We start from the raw sequence: 21,002 nt of genomic DNA on the forward strand, positions 1-21,002 counted from the left end.
ACGTCACCGGGAAGGACGGCCAACGGGAGCGCATCGCCGCCGACAACGAGGCCATCGTCACCACCTCCGGGATGCTCGGAAACGAAGATCCGCTAGCAGTCGCCGCCTGAGGGATGGGTGTAGTTCCCGTCTCAATCTAAATTTCAGCAATATCAGGTTCTGGGTCGGATTCGTAAGTACAGGTGATCGACCCACTGCTGTAGAGTGTTGTCTACCAGACTGGTGTCAAGAAGATCGTGCTGCATACAGAGGTTATCTCGGTCACGGCAAGGACGTTTTATTCTCAGCGATTCGGGCGAATACAGTCTACACACCGCTGACGAAAGGGGACAGGTTCTTTTCTGTATAGATAGTTCACCCGTTATGACGTTCGTCATTCCATTCGACATGTCCGAATTGGCTGAAACAGCGTTAGTTCGGGCAAAAGAATTCAACCAAGTATTCGACGAAGAAATTCTTGTCCTTACAGTCATCCCGAAAGGCGATGTTGAGTATGCACGCGAGAAGGGGTGGCTGAAACCAGACGAGGAGTATGAATTGGAGAACGTCATCTCGACGCTGCACGAGCGTATTGTTAATCTTGTTCCAGAAGCTGATTTCCGCCATTTCACCGTTGATAAATATGCTCCTCAAGGTGCTATTGCGAACGAATTGAGAGAAGCCGCGACTGATGCGGACGCAGCCGTTGTGTTTTTAGGAAGTGAAAATGCGGGACATATCGTATCTGGTGTTGGGGAAGTCGGGCCTTCTGTTGCCGCCGAGGATTCCTACGACGTATACATCGTCCGTAACAAGGCACCCTCAAAGATTCATGCTGTTGCTGACAGTCCGACATATGAAAGTACATCTGGGTTCTATCAGTAGATACTGTCTGTAAACCATAGACAAATACAATTTGAGTAACTCAACCGTGGCCGATACGCGCCCTGTATTCAGCAAGACGCCGAGAACATCAACGGAATCTGGGAGATGATTCGGCGGTAGCTAATACGGCCCAATTCCTAACTTGAAGATGTTCTCCCGGTAGATGTTCTCGATGTCGTCGTAGTACGTGTGGAGGTACGAATCGATCGCCTCACCATAGTCAACCGATGCATCGCCGATTGCGTCACCACGCATGTACTTGATCAACTCGCGATTCAGATCCTGGTCGATTCGCCAGTAGCTGCTGAACCAGTGGCGGCCGAAGTGACTCGTCACGCCTTCGTGGTGTTCAGTTTCCTCGTATTCCGGATGGAATGCATCCTTCCATGCGGTGTTGATCTTTTTCGGCCATAACCTATCGTGACGCTGATCGGAGAGGAACACCCACGATTCGCCGTTGTCGGGACGAATGAGCAGCCACTGCACCAGCAGCTGACGCATTTCGTCGTCCAGTGGTAGAATCCGAGCACGTTTCGACTTGTTCCCGTCCCGCTCTTTCTCGGATGGAATGTAAATCGCGTTCTCTAGCCCCTGGACGCGAGGGTGCGTTCCGAGTTCTGGGTAGGTTTCTTTGATTCCGGGGTGGCGGATCGACACGTCTTGGATCTGGCAGTTACAGATCGCGCCAACACGCATCCCGAGCTTGATCTGCCCACCGACACAGCATCGGTCTCTGATGTGTTTAATCGTCCTGAGGCCTTCTCGCAGGTCCTCAAGAGGGACGTTCGGATGATCTTTATCCGGTTCTTCTTGCTTCCACTCTCGAAACGGGATCTTCTCACGGGCAGCTTCAACGGGGTTGTACTCCTCACCGTGTGGGAACACTGGCTCTCGTTGCCAGTATCTGTAGAGTTTATTTAGAATTCTCAGGTGGGATTTGATTGTATCCACCTCGTGATCCCGTTTCGAGCGTTGTGTCTCGGCAAAAGTCTTCACGTGTTGCGTGTTTGCGCACGCATAGTGACGACCCTGTTTCTGCATGTGTTCTCTGAACTGCCTGAAGACCCTCCAGTAGTCGTTCTTCCGGCTTTCAGAGAGACCTCGTGATGCCAAGACATCGGTTGCGTACATTTCGAGGGGGTCACTGTTCAGATTCCGGAATTGACTGTCGTACTTCGCGAGGGGATCTGCTTCCAGGTCGAACGCATCAGCGAATGCCTTACGTTTCTCCTCTATCCCGTCGCGAGTGTCTTCACTACTCATGGGATTCACCTCTGTTCGACCTTTGCTTCCCAGATCCTGCTAGCAGTCTCGTATTCTGCTGCTGCCATCAGGAACGGGTGGTACACGTGCGGGTGGTCTGTTCGCGTGAGTAGCCAGTCGTAGAACCGCTCTAGCCGCACCCAGTAGTGGTTGTACACGGTCCTGACGTTGCGCTGATCCAGAAGCGACCGGCACCACTGGTCGACATCCTCAGGCGTTGCGAGTGCGTGATGCCGACCGCAGTCGGCCATATGACTTTTCCAGAGACGGCCAGCACGTCGGGTGTCTTGCCGGTACCTGTCCTTGGGATACTGGGGGAAGAGGTGGTCCTCCAAGAAGGTCTCCCAGACATCCTCACCTCGGTACACGTCAGCGTGTTGTCGCAGTCGATAGCGCGGGGGGACCTCCTCAAGTCGCTTGTACACTCCAAGTCGGTCCCGTGGATCGTTGGAGAGTTCACGCGGCATCAGAGATTCCCTCCTCGGTACTCGATTTCGTCGGGTAGTACCGGTTGTTGACCGTCTCTATCGCATCGCCTTCCAGTGCATCCAGATGAGCATTCACCCGATCTGGGGCGCTGTCGATGACATGTTGGGTGACGTCCTCATAGGTGGATCCGGGGTGGTCCTGAACGAAATTGCGGACGGTCTCACGCTCAGTTCTATGAAGCCGATTCTCCAATGTGTTGATTCGGTCGCGCGCGTGCTCAAGTTCAGCTTTCAGGTCATTCCGTTGCTGCCGGAGTTCTTGTCTCGATTCATCGGCTTCTACCCGAGCATCGAATTTCTTCAACCCGGCTTCGACCATGTACTGGATGAACTCGCTGACACTCATTCCGAAGTCCTTCGCCCGGTCTTTCCACCTCTCATACTGCTGCGCAGTTGGGTACGTGGTGGCTGTTTGAGATTCAGCCATCGTTTTGCGGACTCACCTCATTTTCCGCGGAGTCAGGGCTGGCGAACCGTAGGTAGCCATCTTGCACCCAGTATTTGATCTCCTCTGCTTTGTCGAGTTCAACGCCAAGACGGCACAGTTCGGTTTCATTTAGGAAGAGGGCGATACCGAGGACTGCCCCTTCGGAATCACGATTCACTTTCGCATACCGTGATTCGGTGGCCGATTGCTGAACCGCAACGGTAGTCCGGTCTTCTGGAGTACCGTAGGGGCTCTTCGTAGGTGTCGGGTCGGAAGGCCACACTGATTCCACATTGGAATCGTCAGCAGCTTCCCAGGTCCCAGCGGTGGAGATTTCACCGGTCACGGTTCACCACCTGCCTGATTGGGTCGACTTGTTCTATCGAACGAGTTGGCATCGTTTCCATGCCCATGTATAGAGCGGTACTATATAAATGTGGCCCAGTATTTGGTCATAGTCTCTAGCAATTTGTTATTCACTACCTGGGGGAGTATTTCAGCCACTACTAAGTGAAACGTCGTCGTATTAGCACCAAATGCAGCGGGTCCGACCGAATTGGCTTAATGAAAATGACGAGATCATTCTCGAATTACTCGGGAAAAGCGGTGTTGCGCTGAACAAGAGGGGAATTGAACTCAACCTAGAACTCAGCGGAGAAACGGTCTCGTACTCAACGATCAAGAGAAGGGTCGACAAACTCTCTGAGGCGGAGTTTATTGAGAAGGTTCGAGAAGAGGGTTCATACTATCAAATAACCCCGAAAGGAATCAATTACCTCAGCGGGTCGCCGTATGGTGCAGCGACAGCGGGCGATGAGCCCGTCGAAGCAACCGAGATTGATCCGCTGGATTATCAGATACTCGAGGAAGTACAGGGAAAAGATGAAGCCCCGTCTGTAGATGAGGTTGTTGCCCTAGTTTCAGCGGAACCTGAGCACATACGCGATCGTATCAGTGCTCTTGTTTCAGAAGGAATGCTTGCTGAAAATTCAGAGGGTTGTCTCAAGCTTTCACTAGGAGGCCAATACTTGTTACAGATGTTCCGGCTTGAACCGGACATCAATGACACGGGCGAATATGGGTACATTAGCCTGCCATCTGAACAGGAAGAGGTCAAAACCGAATAATCGCCCATGAACTGCCTCTGTTCATCGCTGGACGGTTACTGTCGACAGTCTCTCTTGAATCTCAGAACGGCAATCTGCCCCTGATCGACGGGACTGCAAGTCGCGCGAGCAACTGGGCGGGAGGGTTTCAGCAAGTCACCGCCAGCATCCATTGCTCTTGGCGGCTCACCTTCTTTGATACCGAGTGACGCCTGAGTCTTCATCGTCGTGATCGTCAATTGCGTCGTCTGGTGCGGCAGTAAGGAGCGTGCGTGCGGTATCACCGTCCCGGCATGATCGAGCTCGCTCCTGGACGTTGTCGATCCACCGTCCAATCGCTCCGCGAGAAAGCCCGGTCTCTTCTACGACTGAACGATATGATACACCGTCAGAGCGCATCTCGAGCGCGTCCACGACGGCATCGAACTGATCACTCGCTACCAGATACTCATGAGCGTCATCGAACTCGAGACCAACAGGTGGACGGGAGTTCCACATTGCCCGCTGTTCGCGATCGCTCACGGCCTCACGGGACTTCTTAATTTCCTCGCGTTTGATCGCAGTCTCGACTGCCCGGCGAACACCGTGTTCCATACTGTCGACATCAACATCCCCAGAGACAAATGCGAATTCGGCACTACCTGAGGCGGCCGCAAGTCGCCACTCAGCGAAAAAGCCATCCCGTGCCAGCCGAGAATCGTCCCAGGCAACCACGTAGTCGTACTCCCCGGCTCGTAGCCGTTCAATCGCGTCCAAGACCTCGTCGTTGTTGTCGATTCGTGGATCACTCTCACCTCGCGAAAGAATTGAGAACCCGGTATGGACTCCAAGGTCAACGATGTCGTACTCATTAGCGAGATTGCCTGCGAGCGCCGGCACCTGTTCGCGCTGGAGACGAAGGCTTGCGCCGTCCTCGTCGCCCTGTGACCGACGAATGACTGCGAGCGCCTTGCTGGTGGCGGTGTCACTCATCAGTGATTCTGAGTTCGAGCGTGTTTCCGCTCTTGACGCTCCACTCGAGACGTACGCCCTCGAGATCCATCGCCTCGGCAATTCCTTTAGGGACAGTTGTTCGGTACTGCTCAACGGTCTGGTCCTCACCGTCGGCGTTGGTGGTGGTGCTCGTGGTCTTCGTGACGGTTGTCTTGGGCATCGATAGTTAGTGCTAATATTAGCACTATACTTAATGCTAATTGACTGTGTCACGGAACCCCCGGGTAGTGGGACAAGTGTAATTCGACTACAGCTGCTCACTTCGACCGCGGTGTGTCACCAAAGAGGAGTGGTAGTTTACTACGTTCTACTCTCTTCTGTACCTCACATCCACCGAATGAGGTCCTTCTGGATGGCGCTTTCTGATCTCGATCTCGTCGGCGAGCAACGATCTGGCCCTATCTTCCCAAAGATTCATCGCGGTTTCGAGCCACTCATCCACAGTTTCTGCATCAACGGAATCCGCCCCGAGTTCTTCCTCCGCCAGCCGGCGCTCTCTCTTCCTTCGAGGCTTTGGCCGCAGTTTCGATCGATCTTCGAGGAACTCTGCTGGAGCAACGTGAATTGGGTTCTGGATCTCTGGCGGGTAGCGATCCCCAGACTGTATGTAGTCAAGGGTCGCCTCGGATTCGGGGAAAAACGGCGGGTGAATCCGAAGAACTGCGTGGCGTTGATCCTTGTACTCAGGTGGCTGTTGATTGAACTTCAGACCTTGGAGGATCTCTTCAACATCGACGATGACGGTCTCAAGACTCTCGACTGCATTTGGTCTTGTCCCGTCGTGAGTTTCGTGTGGCGGCACATGTTTCGATATTTGGAATGGCACGTATAAGGGTTAGGTCAAATCTGATCGGAAGACTACCTGTCTCTCTAAACTGTAGTGCTGCCCATCTTCTTGGACACTCGCCAGAGAGGACCCGGATTGGATTATCGGTTCGGCGAACTTGAAGACCACACAGACTGCTTTGGTAACAACCCATCAAATTCTGAAGGCAAAGGCCAGAGCTCAATTCATTCTGGTGGTTTTCATGTCGTTGGTGACGAGACCAGTCGATGGTAGTGTTACCGAATTACGAGGAGGAGCAGGTCCCCCACACACCACCGTCGAAGTGTTCAGTGTGGGTTACGCTTTGGCTTCGGAAGACGCACACACCGTCTCGCATCTGTAAGTCTGTTTGTGGGAGGGGCAGGCGGTGTTCACACTAGGTTTGACAGGACAGCCGGATTTTGTCGACAGTATTCGAAGACACACACACACACCGTCTCGCATCTGCAAATGCCTCATAGACAGGCCGTGAAACTGGTCAAACGCAGTCCCTACATGATAGAGATCGTTGCTTAGGGGGTGCTTGAGCCGTTGGAACTACCAAATGTTGCTATACCTACTATTTTGTCTAGAAACTAGTATTAGGTAGTTATTGCTTATACCATAAGGTTCAATCTTTATCAGATACCGCATCTGGCGTTTGTATCAGAAATTGTTAATGTATTTCCACATTCGAATAGTCTGGCCATGAATGCGTCCTTCCCCCTCCCCTTGTTCTCAAACCGATCTACAGATGCGAGACGGTGTGTGTGTCTATGTTAGATATTTAATGGTTATGTGGGTGTTCGGGCAATAGAACGTCTAACACGCAACTACAGATGCGAGACGGTCGATTTGAGTCAGTAGGCAATACTCTTGAAATCGCCGTTCTACAGCGTCCTACTCCACACTTGCAGATGCGAGGTACTGTTTTCCACAACCACCGATGAGGCGATGCCCCCTCTGTGAAGGGATCAACACGTAGGGCACAGTGCGTGAGTGAGGGCAGGAAGTATTGTGATAGAAATCATTTTGAATATGGTGTGGGGGTGTCCTGACTACACCTCAATTTCGCACTTCGCCGATGACAAATAGTAAAGTAGGTTGATTGACTCCACCATCGTATGAACGCTCTCCCGGACGGCGGGCGGGACCCACCGTCCCTTTCCCGCTCATTCGCTCCCAACGAGGTCAACATGGATCTGACCATGTGCGGCCTCCTGCCGGAGCGAGCTGAGGAACTTGCGCTCCTGTACGAGGAACATGAGAACTGGAACCAGGTCAGGGAAGTCTGGTTCGAGGAGCGTCGTGCGAACCGCAGTACAAGGGGCAGCTCACAGAAGATATACCGCGTCCTCACATCGCGATTCAAAAACGCGCCGGCTAGCCTCCCAAACCCGCGCGATCTTCCATCCGTATTGGATGCCTGTGCGACGTCGCGAGACAAAGCCCAAGTGCTTTACCCGTATCTCGTCGCTGATGACGCGCTCGTTCGCTATGTCGTCCACGAATACATTCAGCGACTCTCGGAAGCCCGTCCTGACGCTCTCGACTTCTCGAACGAGACCCTGATGACTGTCCTGAACCAGTTCGAGTACGCCGATGGGTCGGCGTTCGACTACGCTGACTCAACCACGGAACGATGGTGCGAAGGATTTCGCTCGGTCATGCGCGAAATCGGCATACTGGAGGATCAGCAAACTGTCGTCGGCAGCCCGCCATCGTTGGGTGACATCCCACTCCTCGTCGCAATGGGGTACTCGTACGAGGAAGGGGAAGAGGGCTGGGTCGAGTCACCCGTCGGGCTTCAGTACCTGTTCCAACCGAGTGACAGATGGGAGGAACTCTACGACAGAGCCGCTGAAACAGGCGCGTGGGAGTTCGTCGAACTCCACGGAAGTCTGCAACTGCGGCCGACTGACAGCCCGTACTCATGGATCACTCAAGAGGAGGCTGAATAATGGTTGACGCAACGTGGTTTGAAGACCTACCTGAGGACTTCGAAGAATCGGTGCGAATCGATCGCGAGGACCAGTCTGCGGATGCAAACCGCCACAGAAGGCAGGCCATCGAATCGTATCACGTGACGGCCGACTCCCAGCGCTTCCTCGAAGACTTCGTCAATCGGCTACTTGGCGAAGCGGAGGATATGCGCACGGGTTCGAACTACTGGCTCTACGGCTACTACGGGAGCGGGAAGAGCCACCTGCTGACTGTCCTCGACGGCCTGATGGACACGCAGTGGCTCCAGAGCCGATACGACGACGTCTGGACCGACCTCGTCCCGGACACGTCAACTGAAGCCGATCTCGATGCGTTGCGCGACGGGTGGGAACGTGTTCACTCAAAGTACCACGTCATCCCCGTCTCGGTGAACTTACTGAAGTATCAGGGCCAGAAGCAACGCAGCTTTAGTGAGATCGTCCTTCGACACGCTCACCAGAATCCGATCCTCACTGGCGTCGATGACAGGATCTCCACCGGACTGTCCACCCAGCTCGACGTCGCGTACTTCGAAGACTGGTACCAAACGACCGAAGCCTGGCCTGAACGGCAAAACCGAGCGGCGTCCGTCGTTGACGGAGTAACCCCGGAGGCGCCGCGATACGAGTGGGCGAAAGAAGGTCTCTGGACCGACATCCAACAGTACAGTGCGCTCTCCGACGTCGTCCTTCCAGAGCTCTTCGAAGAGGTAACGGGGACGCGCGATGGCTACACTGACCTCCAACCGTCGGATATTGACCCAGAAGAAGTCGTCAGTCGTCTAGAGTCACTCCGACAAGCCCGCGAGGAAGAACTTGGGGAACCAGTCAAGCTTGTCCTCCTGCTCGACGAGGTGAGTCTCTTCATCGGAACGGACTTCGAGCGGCTCACCGAGCTTCAGACGCTTGCAGAAAACGTCGACGACATCGGTGGCGGTGACATCCAGCTCGTCGCAACGGCGCAGGCGAAGATCGAGGACGTCCAGCCAAAGTTCGCAGCCCACGGGGCCGATTTCAGTATCGTCAAAGACCGGTTCCCCCACCGGTATCAGCTTCCGAGCAAGCACGTCGGTGACATCGCTAAGCGGCGACTCTTCCAGAAGTCAGAGACTGGCGAAGACGCCGTCCGGCGAGTGCTGAACGACGCCGACGTGAAACCAGCTGAATCGCTTGTCTACAACGAAATCAAGCAGAACACGAAGCCGCCACTCGATGCAATCGACGACGAGGAACTCGTCGAGTTTTACCCGTTCCTGCCATACCACGCACCACTGTTCCTCGAGATCCTGTTCAACCTCCGGCGGGAGGCGAACGACCCCGCGAAGTCTATCTTCTCGGGAACTGCACGAGCGATTCTTGCGCTCATGCACGGGCTGCTCGACGACTGGGTCGACGAAGGCGAAGAGGACCACATCGTCTCGCTGGTCGACTTCTTCGAGCTGATCGAGCCCGAGTTGCGCGAAATCCTTCCGCAGGACATGCGCGTCGTCGAGGGTGCTGAAGAGACGACTGGCATCGCAGACGAGGTAGACGACGATGAGAGTGAGATTCAGGCGTTCGACCTTGATGTCGCGAAGGCGGTGCTCTTGCTCCAGCACGTTCACGAAATCGTCCCCCTGAACGAGGGGAACATCGCGGTCGCCGTCATGGACGACCTGAACGGCCAATCGTGGATTAGCACGACCAATCGCGTCGAGGAGTCACTGGATCGACTTCAGAAGTTCATTCGGCCGACCCAGGACGAGAGCGGACCTCGCTATCGGTTCGCGACTCAGGAAGAACGTCTCATCTACGACGAGACCGAAGAGAACGAAGCCGACCCTGACTGGGACGAGATCGTTGAAACGCTGGACGACCACCTCTGGGAGCGCCTCACCCAGGACCTCTCCCTCCCCGAGTCAGTACCGTACGGCGAGTCCGGCGACGAATACCCGGTTTCGTACCACTTCCAGCTCGATGGGACGACGTTCGAGACCAGTATCGAAACCGAGGGCGGGCTGGATATTGACGTCGCGATTCAGGGCGTTCGTCCGGACGCAGAGCCTGACCAAACCGATGAGGACACACTCTACTGGGAAATCGACACGGATGGTCTCCAGGACTTACGCAAGCGACTGGTCGAGTGGTGGGCGCTTCGCGACGCGATTGCGACACGCGACGCGCCAAAAGCGGTCGAACGTGACCTCGAACAGCGTGCGAGCGCCGTCCGCAGCAAGCTGATCAGCGCGATGATGAGTGGCTCGTACACCGTGAAAGATCGGACAGACATTGGCGGCCTCTCGAAAGCAGTTCAGGTCGCGGTCGACGTCGCGTATCCCGACGACTTCCACCCGATGATGCTCCAGGTCGACGAAAGCCGACTGCGGGAGCTACGCGAACTCGACAGCGATGCGCCGCTTCCCACGTGGGCGCGAACGATTCAGGTGCCCGCCTCGAACCAGAATGGGGGGCAGGGCAAACAGACTATCCAGCGTAACGTGATGTCGCTCACTGGCCGGCAACTGAAGGACCGCGAGGAGGGCCTCAACATGAATACGGTCCTCGATGGCATCATCGACCAGAAGCCGTTCTACGATGAGACACGACCCGCTCTCTGCGCCATCATCTGGGGGTTCTGTCGAAAAGGCCGGCTGGTACCCGTCGACGAAGACGGCAACACGCTGGCCGACGAAACCGTCCTCGATCTCGACAGTCTCTCGACGACGCGACTGAAACTGCTCCCTCGCCCCAACTTGGGGAAGCTTCTCGAAGAGGGCGGTTTCAAAGAGACGACCGAAACAGTCGCAGACGGCCTCATCAATCTCCAAGAGGCAAACCAGCAGATTCGCTCGAAACTCACCGGCCTTCGGGAAGACGTCACCTTAGTCGTCGATACCGAGGTTCGTACCGACGAAGTCACGGCGTTGCTCGACGCGTTCGCCGACGAACTGTCTGAGCGAATCGAAGCCGTTGATGACCGGCTCTCGATCGTCAAATCCCAGGACGACGGTATCGAGGACGTCATCGACGAGACGAACGAGACACAGGAGTGGGTCAAGGAGGTCGTCGACGTCTGGAACCGCCGTCTTTCTGCGTTGCAACAGCTAGACGCGGTGCTAACGATTGGTGACAGCCAGTTCGACTGGGTTGACGAAGACGCACAATCCGCAATCACCGCTCGTTCGTCCGCAGTCTCGTCGTTCGACGGCGCGTGGTGGACAACAGATGGATGGAGTACCTTCTCCAGTGAACTGGTTCCCGATCTCGCTCCCGAACTCGAGCGCTCGTGGGAGGCGTTCGTCGACGAACGCGGTCTGCGTGAACTGGTCAATCGTATCGAGGAGCATCCGTGGGTGCTGCCGGCGACTGAGCTCCCCGCAGGCGTCCACATCGCCTTCGAGGGGGAGAACATCACGCCGATGCGTCATCTCCAGCAGTGGTACGAAACGATCGAGAACGCCATTACGACGCTGTCAGATGATGCAGACGCGGACGAGATCGTCGAGGTGACCGACGACGTGGCGCAGTTAGAGTCGCTCACTCAGGCTGTCGAGTACGACCCGGTCGAGTTGGATGCGCGACTCGACGAACTGTCGTCGATTGTCGGCGATCGAACCCCCGACGACGTTGACCAAATCGGAATCGTTCCCGATGACCGGCAAAAGCTGGATCGCCGGTTGGAACGACTCGTTGAGCAGCAAGACCTTGCGATCGAGGAGACAGACGAAGGGGTGATCATTCGATGAGCCAGACAAGTTCGTCGCCATATCGTGAATTCAAGGAGAAACTACGTACATTCGCGCAAGGACAGCACGGGATTCGGAACCCGTTCGTCATCGCTGCCGTCGACCCGGCAGTCGAACACCAAGTTGCGGACCGTCTTGAGACTTGGTCGAGTGGACGAATGGAACAACCAGAGATACCCGACGACGTCACTGTCCAGCCAACCTGGCTCGACGAACTCCTCCCACAGACCGACGTCTACAAACTCCTCGTCGATCTGGGCGAACCCCTGGCCGATCTCGAGGGTGACGCGTCGCCAGGCGAGCGGATCGAGGAGACGATGCAGGACCAGCTCGCCGAAGAGCTCGTTCAGCAGATGATCGAACACGAGCTCAGTGAAGACCAGCTGGAGACCCAGAGCCACGTGGTGCTCCTCCTCAATCTCGGCAGTTTGTATCCGTTCACGCGCGCGTCAGAACTCCTCGACGAACTCGACCGACGGAACGTCAAGTCCACGATCGGGATCCCGTTCCCTGGGGACGTCGTCGGCGGGAAGTTGAGCTTCTTCGGCGGTGAATCGCGACACTACTATCCGGCCCACCAGATCGACGGCCAGATCCAGGGGGTGCACCTCCAGTGACGATCCGCGATCTCTTCCACAGCGATCCGACGCGACAGCTCGAGGAAGTACAGAAAGTCAACGCTCGCGAACGGGCCGAGACCGACGTCAGAGAGTTCTACGAAACCGAGAGCGCCGAGCGAGTCCTCGAGGAACTCGGTGAAGTCATCCAGACCCATCCCGGGGAAGCTGCGCGGTTCCTCTACATTCACGCAACGTTCGGGTCGGGGAAGACCCACCTGCTGAAGCTCGTGGGCCTCCTTGCCGACGACGAGTCCGAGTTCGCCTACCTCGGTGATCGATTGGCCGAGCAGTGGCCCGGCTTCGACGAACTCCAGCGGTCCATCACTGACTCGCACGTCGACCGACTCAAGCCAGTCTTCCTCAACCTGCTCGACCGCGACGCGTCGAAAGAACCCCCGTTGCCGTTCCTCATCTTCGAAGCGATCGGCCGTGAACTCGGGTATCCGACCGACCCGAACTGGCTGCTCGAGTGGGCGTGGACGCTCGATATGAAGTACGACGGCGTCTGGGAGGCGCTTCAGGAGTTCGAACACGAGGGGAAGACGTTCGACGAGGTGCTCGACGAACGGGCCTCACTCCGCAGTTGGCTCTACGACGCCTTACCGGCGATGGCAGAGACCACAGGAACGGACCTCGATAGCAGTTCGGGCGTGAAAGCGTCCATCGAGACCGCGGAGGATGACGTCGAGCCCGAAGCGTTCGATCCCGAGGATCTCGTCTCGCGTGTCGAGACCGCAACAGACGCCCTGAACGACGAGGGCAAGCGAACCGAGCTGCTGCTGGGCCTTGACGAGGTTGCGCTCTTCGTCGGTGACAGCCGCCACCGCTACCGAGAGTTCGAAGAGACGATGGAGGCGCTCCAGCGTGGCCCGAACCCCGTCGTCGTCACGACCGGGCAGTATTCGCTCCCAGATACGCGCGAGAACCTCATCGGTGAACCGCCAGAAGAGCACTGGACGCATCAGCAGGTCCCCCTCGAAGGGGCAGACACCGAGATTATCGTCCGGAAGCGATGGCTTCAGAAGTCCGACCCCGAGGGGCAGGAGCGTGTCGAGTCGCTGGTGGCGTCGATGCCCAACCTCTCACTCGAGACGTACTCCTCGGTGACGAGCGCCGACCCAGACCCTATCGAGTCCTACCCGTTCCGCGAGTACGATCTGTCGCTCCTGCGTGCAGTAATGCAGGAGCTCATCACGCAGGGCCGGTCGACCGACCGAGACTACATCCAGGGGCGAGCGCTGCTCGTCTTGGTCCGGTCGCTGTTCACCAAGTTCGGGTGGGCGTCGAAGGAGGAGGGCTCGCTCGTCACGTGGGACGTTCTGTTCGATCTGTTGGTCGAGGAGACGACGTATCTCCCGCTGTGGGTCCAGGAGATGGTCGACAACACGCTGGTGCCGACATTCGATGGCGACGAAGACGCTTGGGAGGTGCGCCTCGCGAAAGGGCTCTACCTCCTGAACCAGACGCCTGCTGTCCCCTCGACGCCCGAGAACCTCGGTCGGCTGATGGTCGACAATGTCACGGCGTCGGTCGACGACGTCGTCGAGCGAACTGAGTCGGGGCTGGAGACGCTCGTTGACAAGCAGAAGGTTCTCACCGAGACGAACGATGAGGGCGACGAGGTGTACACGCTCGTCTCTGAGGAACAGGAAAGCATCCTCAGTCGGGCGCAGGACAAAGCCGCCAAGATTTCTCCCCATCAGCTGTCGGCGTGGCTGGAGACGCGGCTGCGCGAGAACGACGACTTCTTCCGGAGCGACGGCAGCCGCCACGAGGTCGACGTCGGCGACGAGCGCCTCGTCCCGCTTCGCTACGACTACTCCATCCTCGAACCGGTCGATCGGGCACCGTCGCCCGAGTACGACGCGCTTCGCGTGCGCGTGCTGGCTGACGATCCTGACACCGTCTCCGAGCAGGTCGAAACGTGGCAGGATGTAAACGACGGCCGCGATGGTGGCGAGCATGTCCTGATCACCATCGACGTGCCTGAGACGATGCTCGAGCGGATTCGAAATGTCATCGGCATGGGGCAGGTGCTCGACGAGGAGACCGAGTCCCACGAGGAACTCGAACGCGAACACCGGGCCGACAAGCGCCGCCTCGAATCGTCGGTGACCGAGATCCTCGAGGAGGCATCGGTGTACACAGTCCACGAACGTCGCGGAGCGCGCTCCAGCGTGCTCGACGACGTGGTCTCGGATCAGGTCGACACCGTGTTCGGTTCGTCTCGGAAGACGCTCTCACGGCCGCTCGTCGAGGTCGACGATGCGAAGTCGATGGCGACGTTCTTCCGCGGGAGTGGTGAATGGCCGCTATCGAACACGGACGCCGCCATGCTCGGCGTCGATACCACCAGCGCTGAGATTGCCGACACCGGGTGGTGTCGCGAGTTCATCGACACGTACGAGTCGCAGAAGTCGGTCGACGTCGAGACGCTCCTCCAGCAGACCCAGACGGCGAACGGCGAATATCGCGGGACGCCCCAGGAGTCGATCGCGGCGCTCCTCATCACGCTCGCGACGTCCAACGAGTCTGTCGCGCTCAAGCAGGACACCGAGTACGTGACCGACCCCGCTGCCATCGGTCGGCAGGTGCGGACAAAGGGCGGACTGACGTCACTCCAGATTCGGTTCGGCGTCGAGATCATCGACCCGAAGACGGTGAAGGAACTCGTCACTACGGTACTCGGGGAGGAGCCGGAGGGTGACGGACCGGACGAATGGCTGAATGAACTCGGCCGGTGGGTCGATGAGAACAGCGCGACCGTCAAACGCACGCTGAAGGGAGCGAACAGAGAGTTCGACGTAACGCTCGATACGTTCGAAGCGACGATCGAGCCAGCCCTGGGCGGCGATGAGCTGTCCACGTCCGACTTGGGAAGTGATGACGATCTCGACGCGGTGCTCGAGGAGGCGAAGACCTTCTCGGACGCTCGCGAGCTCTTCGGCGTTGAGGAAGACGGGGCGACGCTCTGGGAGCGGTTCAGTGATGAGCTGGACACGATGACGTCGCTCTATCCGAACGCGTCGATCACCACCAGCATGCGAGCGACAGCGGAAAGCAATACTGTCCCCAGTGTTGCGACGGTCGAGTCACGGCTTCGGGACGCTGAGGGGCATCGCGTCGATGAAACGTCGGCGCAGTACCGGCGTATCACGGGTGACACCACCACTGGATCAGACCCTGACGCCGTCTGCGACGACTTGAGCGTGTGGCTTCGGTCGAACGAGGAGGACGTTCGAGGAATCGTCGACGCAGCTACTGACGAGTTCGACGACATCGTGCTTGACGACTTGGAAGGCGTGTTCGAGACAGCCTGGGATGGTGGGGAGCTGTCTGAAAGTGACATCGTGGACTCCACCGTCGTTCAGCAGGCCGAGACGTACGAGCAGGTTCGCGAACTCTTCGACGGCACTGGTGGTGCGAGTCCTTGGTCTCAGCTACAGGAAGCAGGCCGAGAACTGCGTGAGGAGCATCCGGACTCGCCGACGACTGAGGCTGTCGAGACAGCACTCGCCTCTTCCCGGCCACCCACGAAGCGACGTGTGCGCCAGCTCATCGAGCGCGCCAAAGACCCGAAGCCCCCGGGTGCAGACGACGATGCGTGGGCCGAACTTCAGATGGTCGCCGAAGAGCTACGCCAGGAGCTTCCGAACGCCGACGTGACGGATGACGTTACAGCAGCCGTTGATGCTGATGAGCGACCGAGTGAAGATCGTGTGAATGAGCTGCTCTCGGAATCGAAGACTGTGTTGGAGAGGATTAGGAACGTGAAAGAGCGACTTGACGAGATGGAAGAAGGAAGTATCGTACTGCTCGAGAAATGACCTAAGCAACTGAGGGGCGTCCTGCTTCTCACCGTGGTTGGGATTTAATTTGTTCTAACTGGCTAAATCCTGTTAGTAGTACATCTGTGTCGTCAACATATCCCGGTGGAATCGAAGACTGTGATCGGTTCCGAGAGCTAGTTGAGTTGTTCGAGCACGAAGAACAGCGCAATTACTACTACCACAAAGCGCTGGAGACGGTACAGAGAGAATACGAACGCCCAGATTGGTACCATTCTGACGATCTCGTCTTTGGGGGTTTGATGCTCCTGATGTACACCTGGAACTTCGCTGCTCGAGAAACCAAGGCGATGGATGGGGAAGAAGTAAAACGAATTCTTGAGAGACATCACGAAGCGATCGAAAGCGTTCAGAATCAAACCTTGGACGACGCAGACCTGTCCGAGACTGGTGAGACTCACCGGGTCATTCAGCAGGTCTGGGGAGACCTGAAGGACCACTTCGGTCAAACTGGTGCATCAAAGATTCTCAGTCTGCTGAATCCTGATCTCTTCGTCATGTGGGACGAAGATATTCGCACTCGTCGACAACGAAAGCAGGACGACCCCAAGGGGACTAAACGCCCAGATCGTGGCGTCTACTTCTACTTGAAAGAAGCCGGGTACTCATTAGACAACAACAGTCTGGATTACGGTAAGACCGCCGGGGATTACGTCACCTTCCTCAGGTACTGTAAGCAGATATTGGAAGATGTCAGGCCGTGCCCTGTAGTTCAGGAGAAGGATATGCCCCCAACGAAATTGCTTGACGAAGCGTTGTACGCCTTCTACAAGATAGAAAGTGAATGAAGGCACCCATATATCGTCACTCAGCTTCTCCGAAGGAATGCTGGAAGTGACTATTCGAGGAAACGACTTTGTAACGCGTACGAATAGTCAGCCAGCATGACGAACCCGCTCTTTTCGACGTATACGCAGGGAGAAAACCGAGTGACGTCGACATTACTCGCGGTACTCGAACACGTCAACAGCCGTCTGGGTGAGGACATCCTCGAGGCACTCGTCGACGAATCTGACCTCTCACTCGTCGCGTTCGACAACCAGGTGACCGGCGTTGAATCTGTCCCAGACGCGGCTATTCGTGGGTCGACTGCACTCTGGTTCGAAACCAAGACGAGCCGAAACGCCGTCCGGCAAAGCCAGCTCGAAGACCATCTCGAGGCCCTGGATCAAGACCCGTCAGACCTCCAGCGCTTGATCGTGCTCACACCCGACGAGCGCGTTCCCAGCGAAGTCCAGGCAATCGACGATGACCGGCTCGTCTGGGCGAGTTTCGATACACTGGTCGGTACCCTCGAATCGGTACTCGAACGCGACGTCGGGAGTGCCGAGGCAAGCATGTACGTTCCGACCGAGCGCGAGGCGTTCCTGTTGCGGGAACTGATGCGGTTCATCTACGACGAGGATCTCGTGAGCGGGAAAGAAGACCGTGTCCTCGTCGTAGGCGCACGACGGGCGTGGGACGAATACCACACCTACGACCACTACTTCTGTCAGCCCAACCGGTCGTTCAAACCGGTGTCCCACCTCGCGTTCTACAAGGATGGCGAGATCAAGGCCGAAGTCCCGCGGGTAACCGGAAGCATCGAGAGCATCACCCTGGACGAGGAAACGGTTGAGGACCATCCGGAACTCTCCGACCACCAGGAGCAGTCGTTGCTCGAGTCCGTGGAGAAAATGCGTGAGAACGAGTCAGAGCGGTATGGGGACACGCAGAAGGTCCTGTTCCTCGAACCTGATCTCGAACTGGATCGAGCCGTCCAGAACGACAAGACAGCCAGCGACTCGAACCGAACGGTCGCGTTCGTGCAGGGTCACCGGTACGTCTCATTGTCGACGCTTCGAGAAGGACCAACGTATACGACTGAGTTAGAGGAGTAGTGACTGGGTCCTTCTTCTAAATGGTCTTCACTTAGGATGGGTTTCTACCCAGAGTTCGCCCATAGTTCCAAGCGCTGTTTCCGTCCGATTCCCGACCTGGTTTCGATTAACGAACCCCTTTTCCTCAAGTTTCTGGACGTTGTACTGGACTTTACTTTTGAAGGAACCGCCATCTACTTCTTCGTCTAACTCGGCAGCAAGTTCTCTGGCTAGTTCAGATGTAGATTCTACAGTACCAACGTCGTACAGGAAGTGGAGGACAGTCTTCTCAAAATCGTGCAAATCAGCGGCAGGAACTGTTGGGAACTCCACGTGCAGGCCCCCGTTCATTTTCTTGGCACCTTTTGTGACCCCGTTTTGGTCGATCTCATCAATTAAATCACTAATACGCTGCTGACGTTCCTTCACTTCGGAATCATTGACGTCCAAGTTTTGGAGGAACTCACGTTCAGTTCGTAGTTCCTCAATCATCTGAGTGACGAGGTACTCCTCAGGAGATACGTAATAGGTGTGTACGCTATTGCGTAGTTCCGGCTCTTCAACAACGAGTGAGTTCGCAGCACTGGCGAAGGCAAAGGCAACAGTACGCGGCATTGAAGAAATATTGACCCATACCTCGTTGCCTTGTTCTACTTGATCTTGGATCATCTCATACGCCATCGGGTACGCGTCTTCAAATTCGAAGATATTCCCGACGGAGAGCCGCTCTACCTTCTTTCCGAGTATCGTTCCAAACGTCTCTTCCAGTCGTTCAACCATCCGCTCAGCGAGCTTCTGGGCTTCCTCATCGCTTGACTCTCGAGATGAGTGTAGTAAATAAACCTCGTCTGCTTCGAGCGTCCCCTGGCTAATCGGTTGAACAAGTCGCTGAAAGTCGAAACCAACTGGAATTAGATGAACGGATTTTCCCATGCTACGTAGTACCCCTTGCGACGTTCTTTGTCGTGGCTGCTCCTAAATAAATGGGTTTCCAACGACCGCCTTCGAGAATTTACTTTGTTCATAGACGACCTTGAGCAGCGAAGCGTTTATCTTCCCGTGTGACGTAGTAACTATCGTCAACCAGCACTCCAGGTGCAAATCCAAGAATGATCCCCAACGAAAAACACCAGGGATCCCGAGATAGCGCAGAATGGCCGAGAGGACTCATTCGTCGCGTTCAACCACAGCGGGCCCACGAGAGATTCATGGATAGTTTCCCAGGTTCAGATACCGTCATGATGAAAATAACCGACGTAGAGACACTGCTGCGTCACCGTGGCGAGGTCCGAACTACGTACATCCCGGAACGGTTCTCTGTAATCACTGGCGGTATCATCCACGATGAAGACCTCGAAGAACTTCGGTGGACTCGGGAACGAAATGCCGTACAGGCTTTTGGTTCAGACTTCCACATCCCTACGGACTATCCAGTTTATGGGGATATGGAGAAAGCCCAGCGCAAATCGAACATCAAGAAGATGATGGACGGGACCCGCTGGATGCACGACAGACTTCTGTCCACGTCTATCCAGATTATCCCGCTTGTTAAGGGATATACCACTGAAGAGCGAGCAATCTGTTACGAAACGCTTCGGGAGCTTGATATACCGTACTGCGCCTACTACGGCGCCCAATACTTCGGGGGGAAAATGGGGAACGGTATCAACAAGCTCAACGAGGATGTCCGGGAGGTCGTCAACGAACTCGGTGTCGACGGGGTGCTACTCATCGGCCTCCAAGCGAAAGGCGGCCTAGCCAAGATGCCGCCGGAAGTTGTTGCAGCTGCTGGTCAACGGTGGATCAGAAAGTCCGACCTGCGAGACGTACCTATGAATACTGCACAATCCCAGTATCTCCAGTGGAGACAAGACGTAGAGGAGACCGTCCTTGGGGCCGGGCAGACGACGTTAGGGTCCTTCTCCCCATCACCCAGCGAGGTGGTGGCTCATGGGTAACACCCGAACTGTCGGAGAGTACCAGCAAGGTGGTGGTGGGAGCAATCGATCACCACCCGACTCAGATGATTCTGCCGTTGGTGACTCACCAAGGGATGCGGAACGTGAAATCGAAGAATCACACCAAGAATACGCCGAGGATGCCCAGATAACCGACAAGCAGGCCAAGGACATGCAGGAGCGACGTGAAAACGTCGTCGACAATCTGAAGGACGAAGGTCTGTCGATCGAAGAAGACCATATCTACGGTTCAGTGATGCAAGGGACGATGACTGGGCCACTCGACGAGGACTGCGACGTCGATGTAATGGTCGTCCTCGATGCGGACGAGCATGGTCAATGGGCCACTTCTCGTAACGGTCCACAGAACGCGCTTCGTGCTGTCAAACGACGGTTGAAGCAAAAATACCCGAACCAGGAGGTTCGCATCGACCGAAACGTGGTGGCGGTGAAGTTCAGTGACTTCACTGTAGAGGTTACCCCGGCGTTCCGTTACAGCGATACTCACAACCCCGAGAGCCCGACAGACCCCGTAACCATCGGGGGGATGGAAATTCCCATCCAACCGATGAGCGCTGACGACCCGAATAACGGCTACGCGATTCCCGACACCTACGGCGGGCAATCTTGGGTGGGTACGAACCCCCGGAAATTCCAGTCGATGTACAATGCCGTTAACGAGAACAATGGGGGCAATCTCCAGCAGGTTGCTGTATCCGCGAAGAAGTGGAATGAGGAGAACGGGAAACCGGTAAACTCCTATCACATGGTGATGATGGCTTACAAATATTTCCAGAATGACGCTCCTGCTGGTGCCTCTACTCATGAGCACATGAGCAACTTCTTCCGGAATCTCCCGCAGTACGTCAACGACGAAACGCGAGAGCCTGTTTACCAAGAACGGGTTGACAAGGGCATGAGCTCGAAGGAGAAGAAGCAGGCCGCGAAAAAAGCGTACCGTGCCAGTGAGAAGATCGAGGAGGCTGAGCGCCTCAAACAGGAAGGCAAGACGCAAGAGGCAAAGGAGAAATACCGAGAAGTCTACGGCGACGATTTCAAGTGAG

The 21,002-nt window shown here is 56.2% G+C and carries 18 protein-coding genes; 10 read left to right on the forward strand and 8 right to left on the reverse strand.

What is annotated here, in order from left to right:
* Positions 1-363 precede the first annotated feature (363 nt).
* A complete protein-coding gene (locus ACQUQ1_RS19010; RefSeq protein ID WP_435065829.1) occupies positions 364-864 on the forward strand; it encodes a universal stress protein in 501 nt (166 codons plus the stop codon).
* Between the two features lie 120 nt (positions 865-984).
* On the opposite strand, the gene ACQUQ1_RS19015 is transcribed toward ACQUQ1_RS19010, so the two are convergent.
* The 4 genes from ACQUQ1_RS19015 to ACQUQ1_RS19030 are packed head-to-tail and all read right to left on the reverse strand — an operon-like array spanning position 985 to position 3,388.
* Positions 985-2,127: a tyrosine-type recombinase/integrase gene (locus ACQUQ1_RS19015; RefSeq protein WP_435065830.1), complete on the reverse strand. Its 1,143-nt coding sequence runs from the start codon at positions 2,125-2,127 to the stop codon at positions 985-987.
* Between the two features lie 5 nt (positions 2,128-2,132).
* Entirely contained in the window at positions 2,133-2,594 is a 462-nt protein-coding gene (locus ACQUQ1_RS19020) for a hypothetical protein (protein ID WP_435065831.1), read from the reverse strand.
* The gene (locus tag ACQUQ1_RS19025) at positions 2,584-3,042 is read right to left on the reverse strand and encodes a hypothetical protein (protein ID WP_435065832.1); all 459 of its coding nucleotides are present in this window, start codon (positions 3,040-3,042) and stop codon (positions 2,584-2,586) included. The genes ACQUQ1_RS19020 and ACQUQ1_RS19025 overlap by 11 nt, the downstream gene beginning before the upstream one ends.
* Positions 3,035-3,388, reverse strand: coding sequence for a hypothetical protein (locus ACQUQ1_RS19030; RefSeq protein WP_435065833.1), 354 nt, complete (start codon positions 3,386-3,388; stop codon positions 3,035-3,037). Before ACQUQ1_RS19030 ends, ACQUQ1_RS19025 begins: the two co-directional genes overlap by 8 nt.
* Positions 3,389-3,578: 190 nt before the next feature.
* Between ACQUQ1_RS19030 and ACQUQ1_RS19035 the strand changes: the two genes are divergently transcribed.
* The gene (locus tag ACQUQ1_RS19035; RefSeq protein WP_435065834.1) at positions 3,579-4,169 is read left to right on the forward strand and encodes a winged-helix domain-containing protein; all 591 of its coding nucleotides are present in this window, start codon (positions 3,579-3,581) and stop codon (positions 4,167-4,169) included.
* Between the two features lie 165 nt (positions 4,170-4,334).
* Here the strand turns inward: ACQUQ1_RS19035 and ACQUQ1_RS19040 are convergent, their stop codons facing one another.
* From ACQUQ1_RS19040 to ACQUQ1_RS19050, 3 genes are all read right to left on the reverse strand, one after another.
* On the reverse strand, positions 4,335-5,120 hold the full coding sequence (locus ACQUQ1_RS19040; RefSeq protein WP_435065835.1) for a recombinase family protein: 786 nt from the start codon (positions 5,118-5,120) through the stop codon (positions 4,335-4,337).
* Entirely contained in the window at positions 5,113-5,301 is a 189-nt protein-coding gene (locus tag ACQUQ1_RS19045) for a hypothetical protein (RefSeq protein WP_435065836.1), read from the reverse strand. The genes ACQUQ1_RS19040 and ACQUQ1_RS19045 overlap by 8 nt, the downstream gene beginning before the upstream one ends.
* 147 nt (positions 5,302-5,448) lie before the next feature.
* Positions 5,449-5,943: a hypothetical protein gene (locus ACQUQ1_RS19050; protein ID WP_435065837.1), complete on the reverse strand. Its 495-nt coding sequence runs from the start codon at positions 5,941-5,943 to the stop codon at positions 5,449-5,451.
* A 1,127-nt stretch (positions 5,944-7,070) separates the two neighbouring features.
* On the opposite strand from ACQUQ1_RS19050, the gene ACQUQ1_RS19055 reads away from it, so the two are divergent.
* The 6 genes from ACQUQ1_RS19055 to ACQUQ1_RS19080 all read left to right on the forward strand — a co-directional run bounded on the left by ACQUQ1_RS19055 (position 7,071) and on the right by ACQUQ1_RS19080 (position 18,001).
* Positions 7,071-7,907, forward strand: a complete 837-nt coding sequence (locus tag ACQUQ1_RS19055) for a BrxA family protein (RefSeq protein WP_435065838.1) — start codon at positions 7,071-7,073, stop codon at positions 7,905-7,907.
* Complete coding sequence (locus ACQUQ1_RS19060) at positions 7,907-11,653, forward strand: hypothetical protein (RefSeq protein ID WP_435065839.1); 3,747 nt, start codon at positions 7,907-7,909, stop codon at positions 11,651-11,653. The genes ACQUQ1_RS19055 and ACQUQ1_RS19060 overlap by 1 nt, the downstream gene beginning before the upstream one ends.
* A complete protein-coding gene (locus tag ACQUQ1_RS19065; RefSeq protein WP_435065840.1) occupies positions 11,650-12,270 on the forward strand; it encodes a BREX protein BrxB domain-containing protein in 621 nt (206 codons plus the stop codon). Before ACQUQ1_RS19060 ends, ACQUQ1_RS19065 begins: the two co-directional genes overlap by 4 nt.
* Entirely contained in the window at positions 12,267-16,100 is a 3,834-nt protein-coding gene (locus ACQUQ1_RS19070) for a hypothetical protein (RefSeq protein ID WP_435065841.1), read from the forward strand. Before ACQUQ1_RS19065 ends, ACQUQ1_RS19070 begins: the two co-directional genes overlap by 4 nt.
* Positions 16,101-16,246: 146 nt before the next feature.
* Complete coding sequence (locus tag ACQUQ1_RS19075) at positions 16,247-16,909, forward strand: hypothetical protein (RefSeq protein WP_435065842.1); 663 nt, start codon at positions 16,247-16,249, stop codon at positions 16,907-16,909.
* 96 nt (positions 16,910-17,005) lie between these two features.
* Positions 17,006-18,001 carry a hypothetical protein gene (locus tag ACQUQ1_RS19080; RefSeq protein WP_435065843.1) on the forward strand — a complete coding sequence of 332 codons (996 nt, stop codon included), beginning with the start codon at positions 17,006-17,008 and terminating at the stop codon, positions 17,999-18,001.
* Positions 18,002-18,028: 27 nt separating this feature from the next.
* Here ACQUQ1_RS19080 and ACQUQ1_RS19085 read toward each other — a convergent pair whose 3' ends face one another.
* The gene (locus tag ACQUQ1_RS19085) at positions 18,029-18,913 is read right to left on the reverse strand and encodes an HFX_2341 family transcriptional regulator domain-containing protein (protein ID WP_435065845.1); all 885 of its coding nucleotides are present in this window, start codon (positions 18,911-18,913) and stop codon (positions 18,029-18,031) included.
* A gap of 275 nt (positions 18,914-19,188) precedes the next feature.
* Between ACQUQ1_RS19085 and ACQUQ1_RS19090 the strand changes: the two genes are divergently transcribed.
* Together ACQUQ1_RS19090 and ACQUQ1_RS19095 are read left to right on the forward strand one after the other, a co-directional pair.
* Positions 19,189-19,938, forward strand: a complete 750-nt coding sequence (locus ACQUQ1_RS19090) for a hypothetical protein (RefSeq protein WP_435065846.1) — start codon at positions 19,189-19,191, stop codon at positions 19,936-19,938.
* Positions 19,931-21,001, forward strand: coding sequence for a CBASS oligonucleotide cyclase (locus tag ACQUQ1_RS19095; protein ID WP_435065848.1), 1,071 nt, complete (start codon positions 19,931-19,933; stop codon positions 20,999-21,001). The genes ACQUQ1_RS19090 and ACQUQ1_RS19095 overlap by 8 nt, the downstream gene beginning before the upstream one ends.
* The last annotated feature ends 1 nt before the right edge of the window (position 21,002 follow it).

Origin of the sequence: Halobaculum sp. EA56, assembly GCF_051195075.1 — an archaeon.
Lineage (GTDB): Archaea > Halobacteriota > Halobacteria > Halobacteriales > Haloferacaceae > Halobaculum.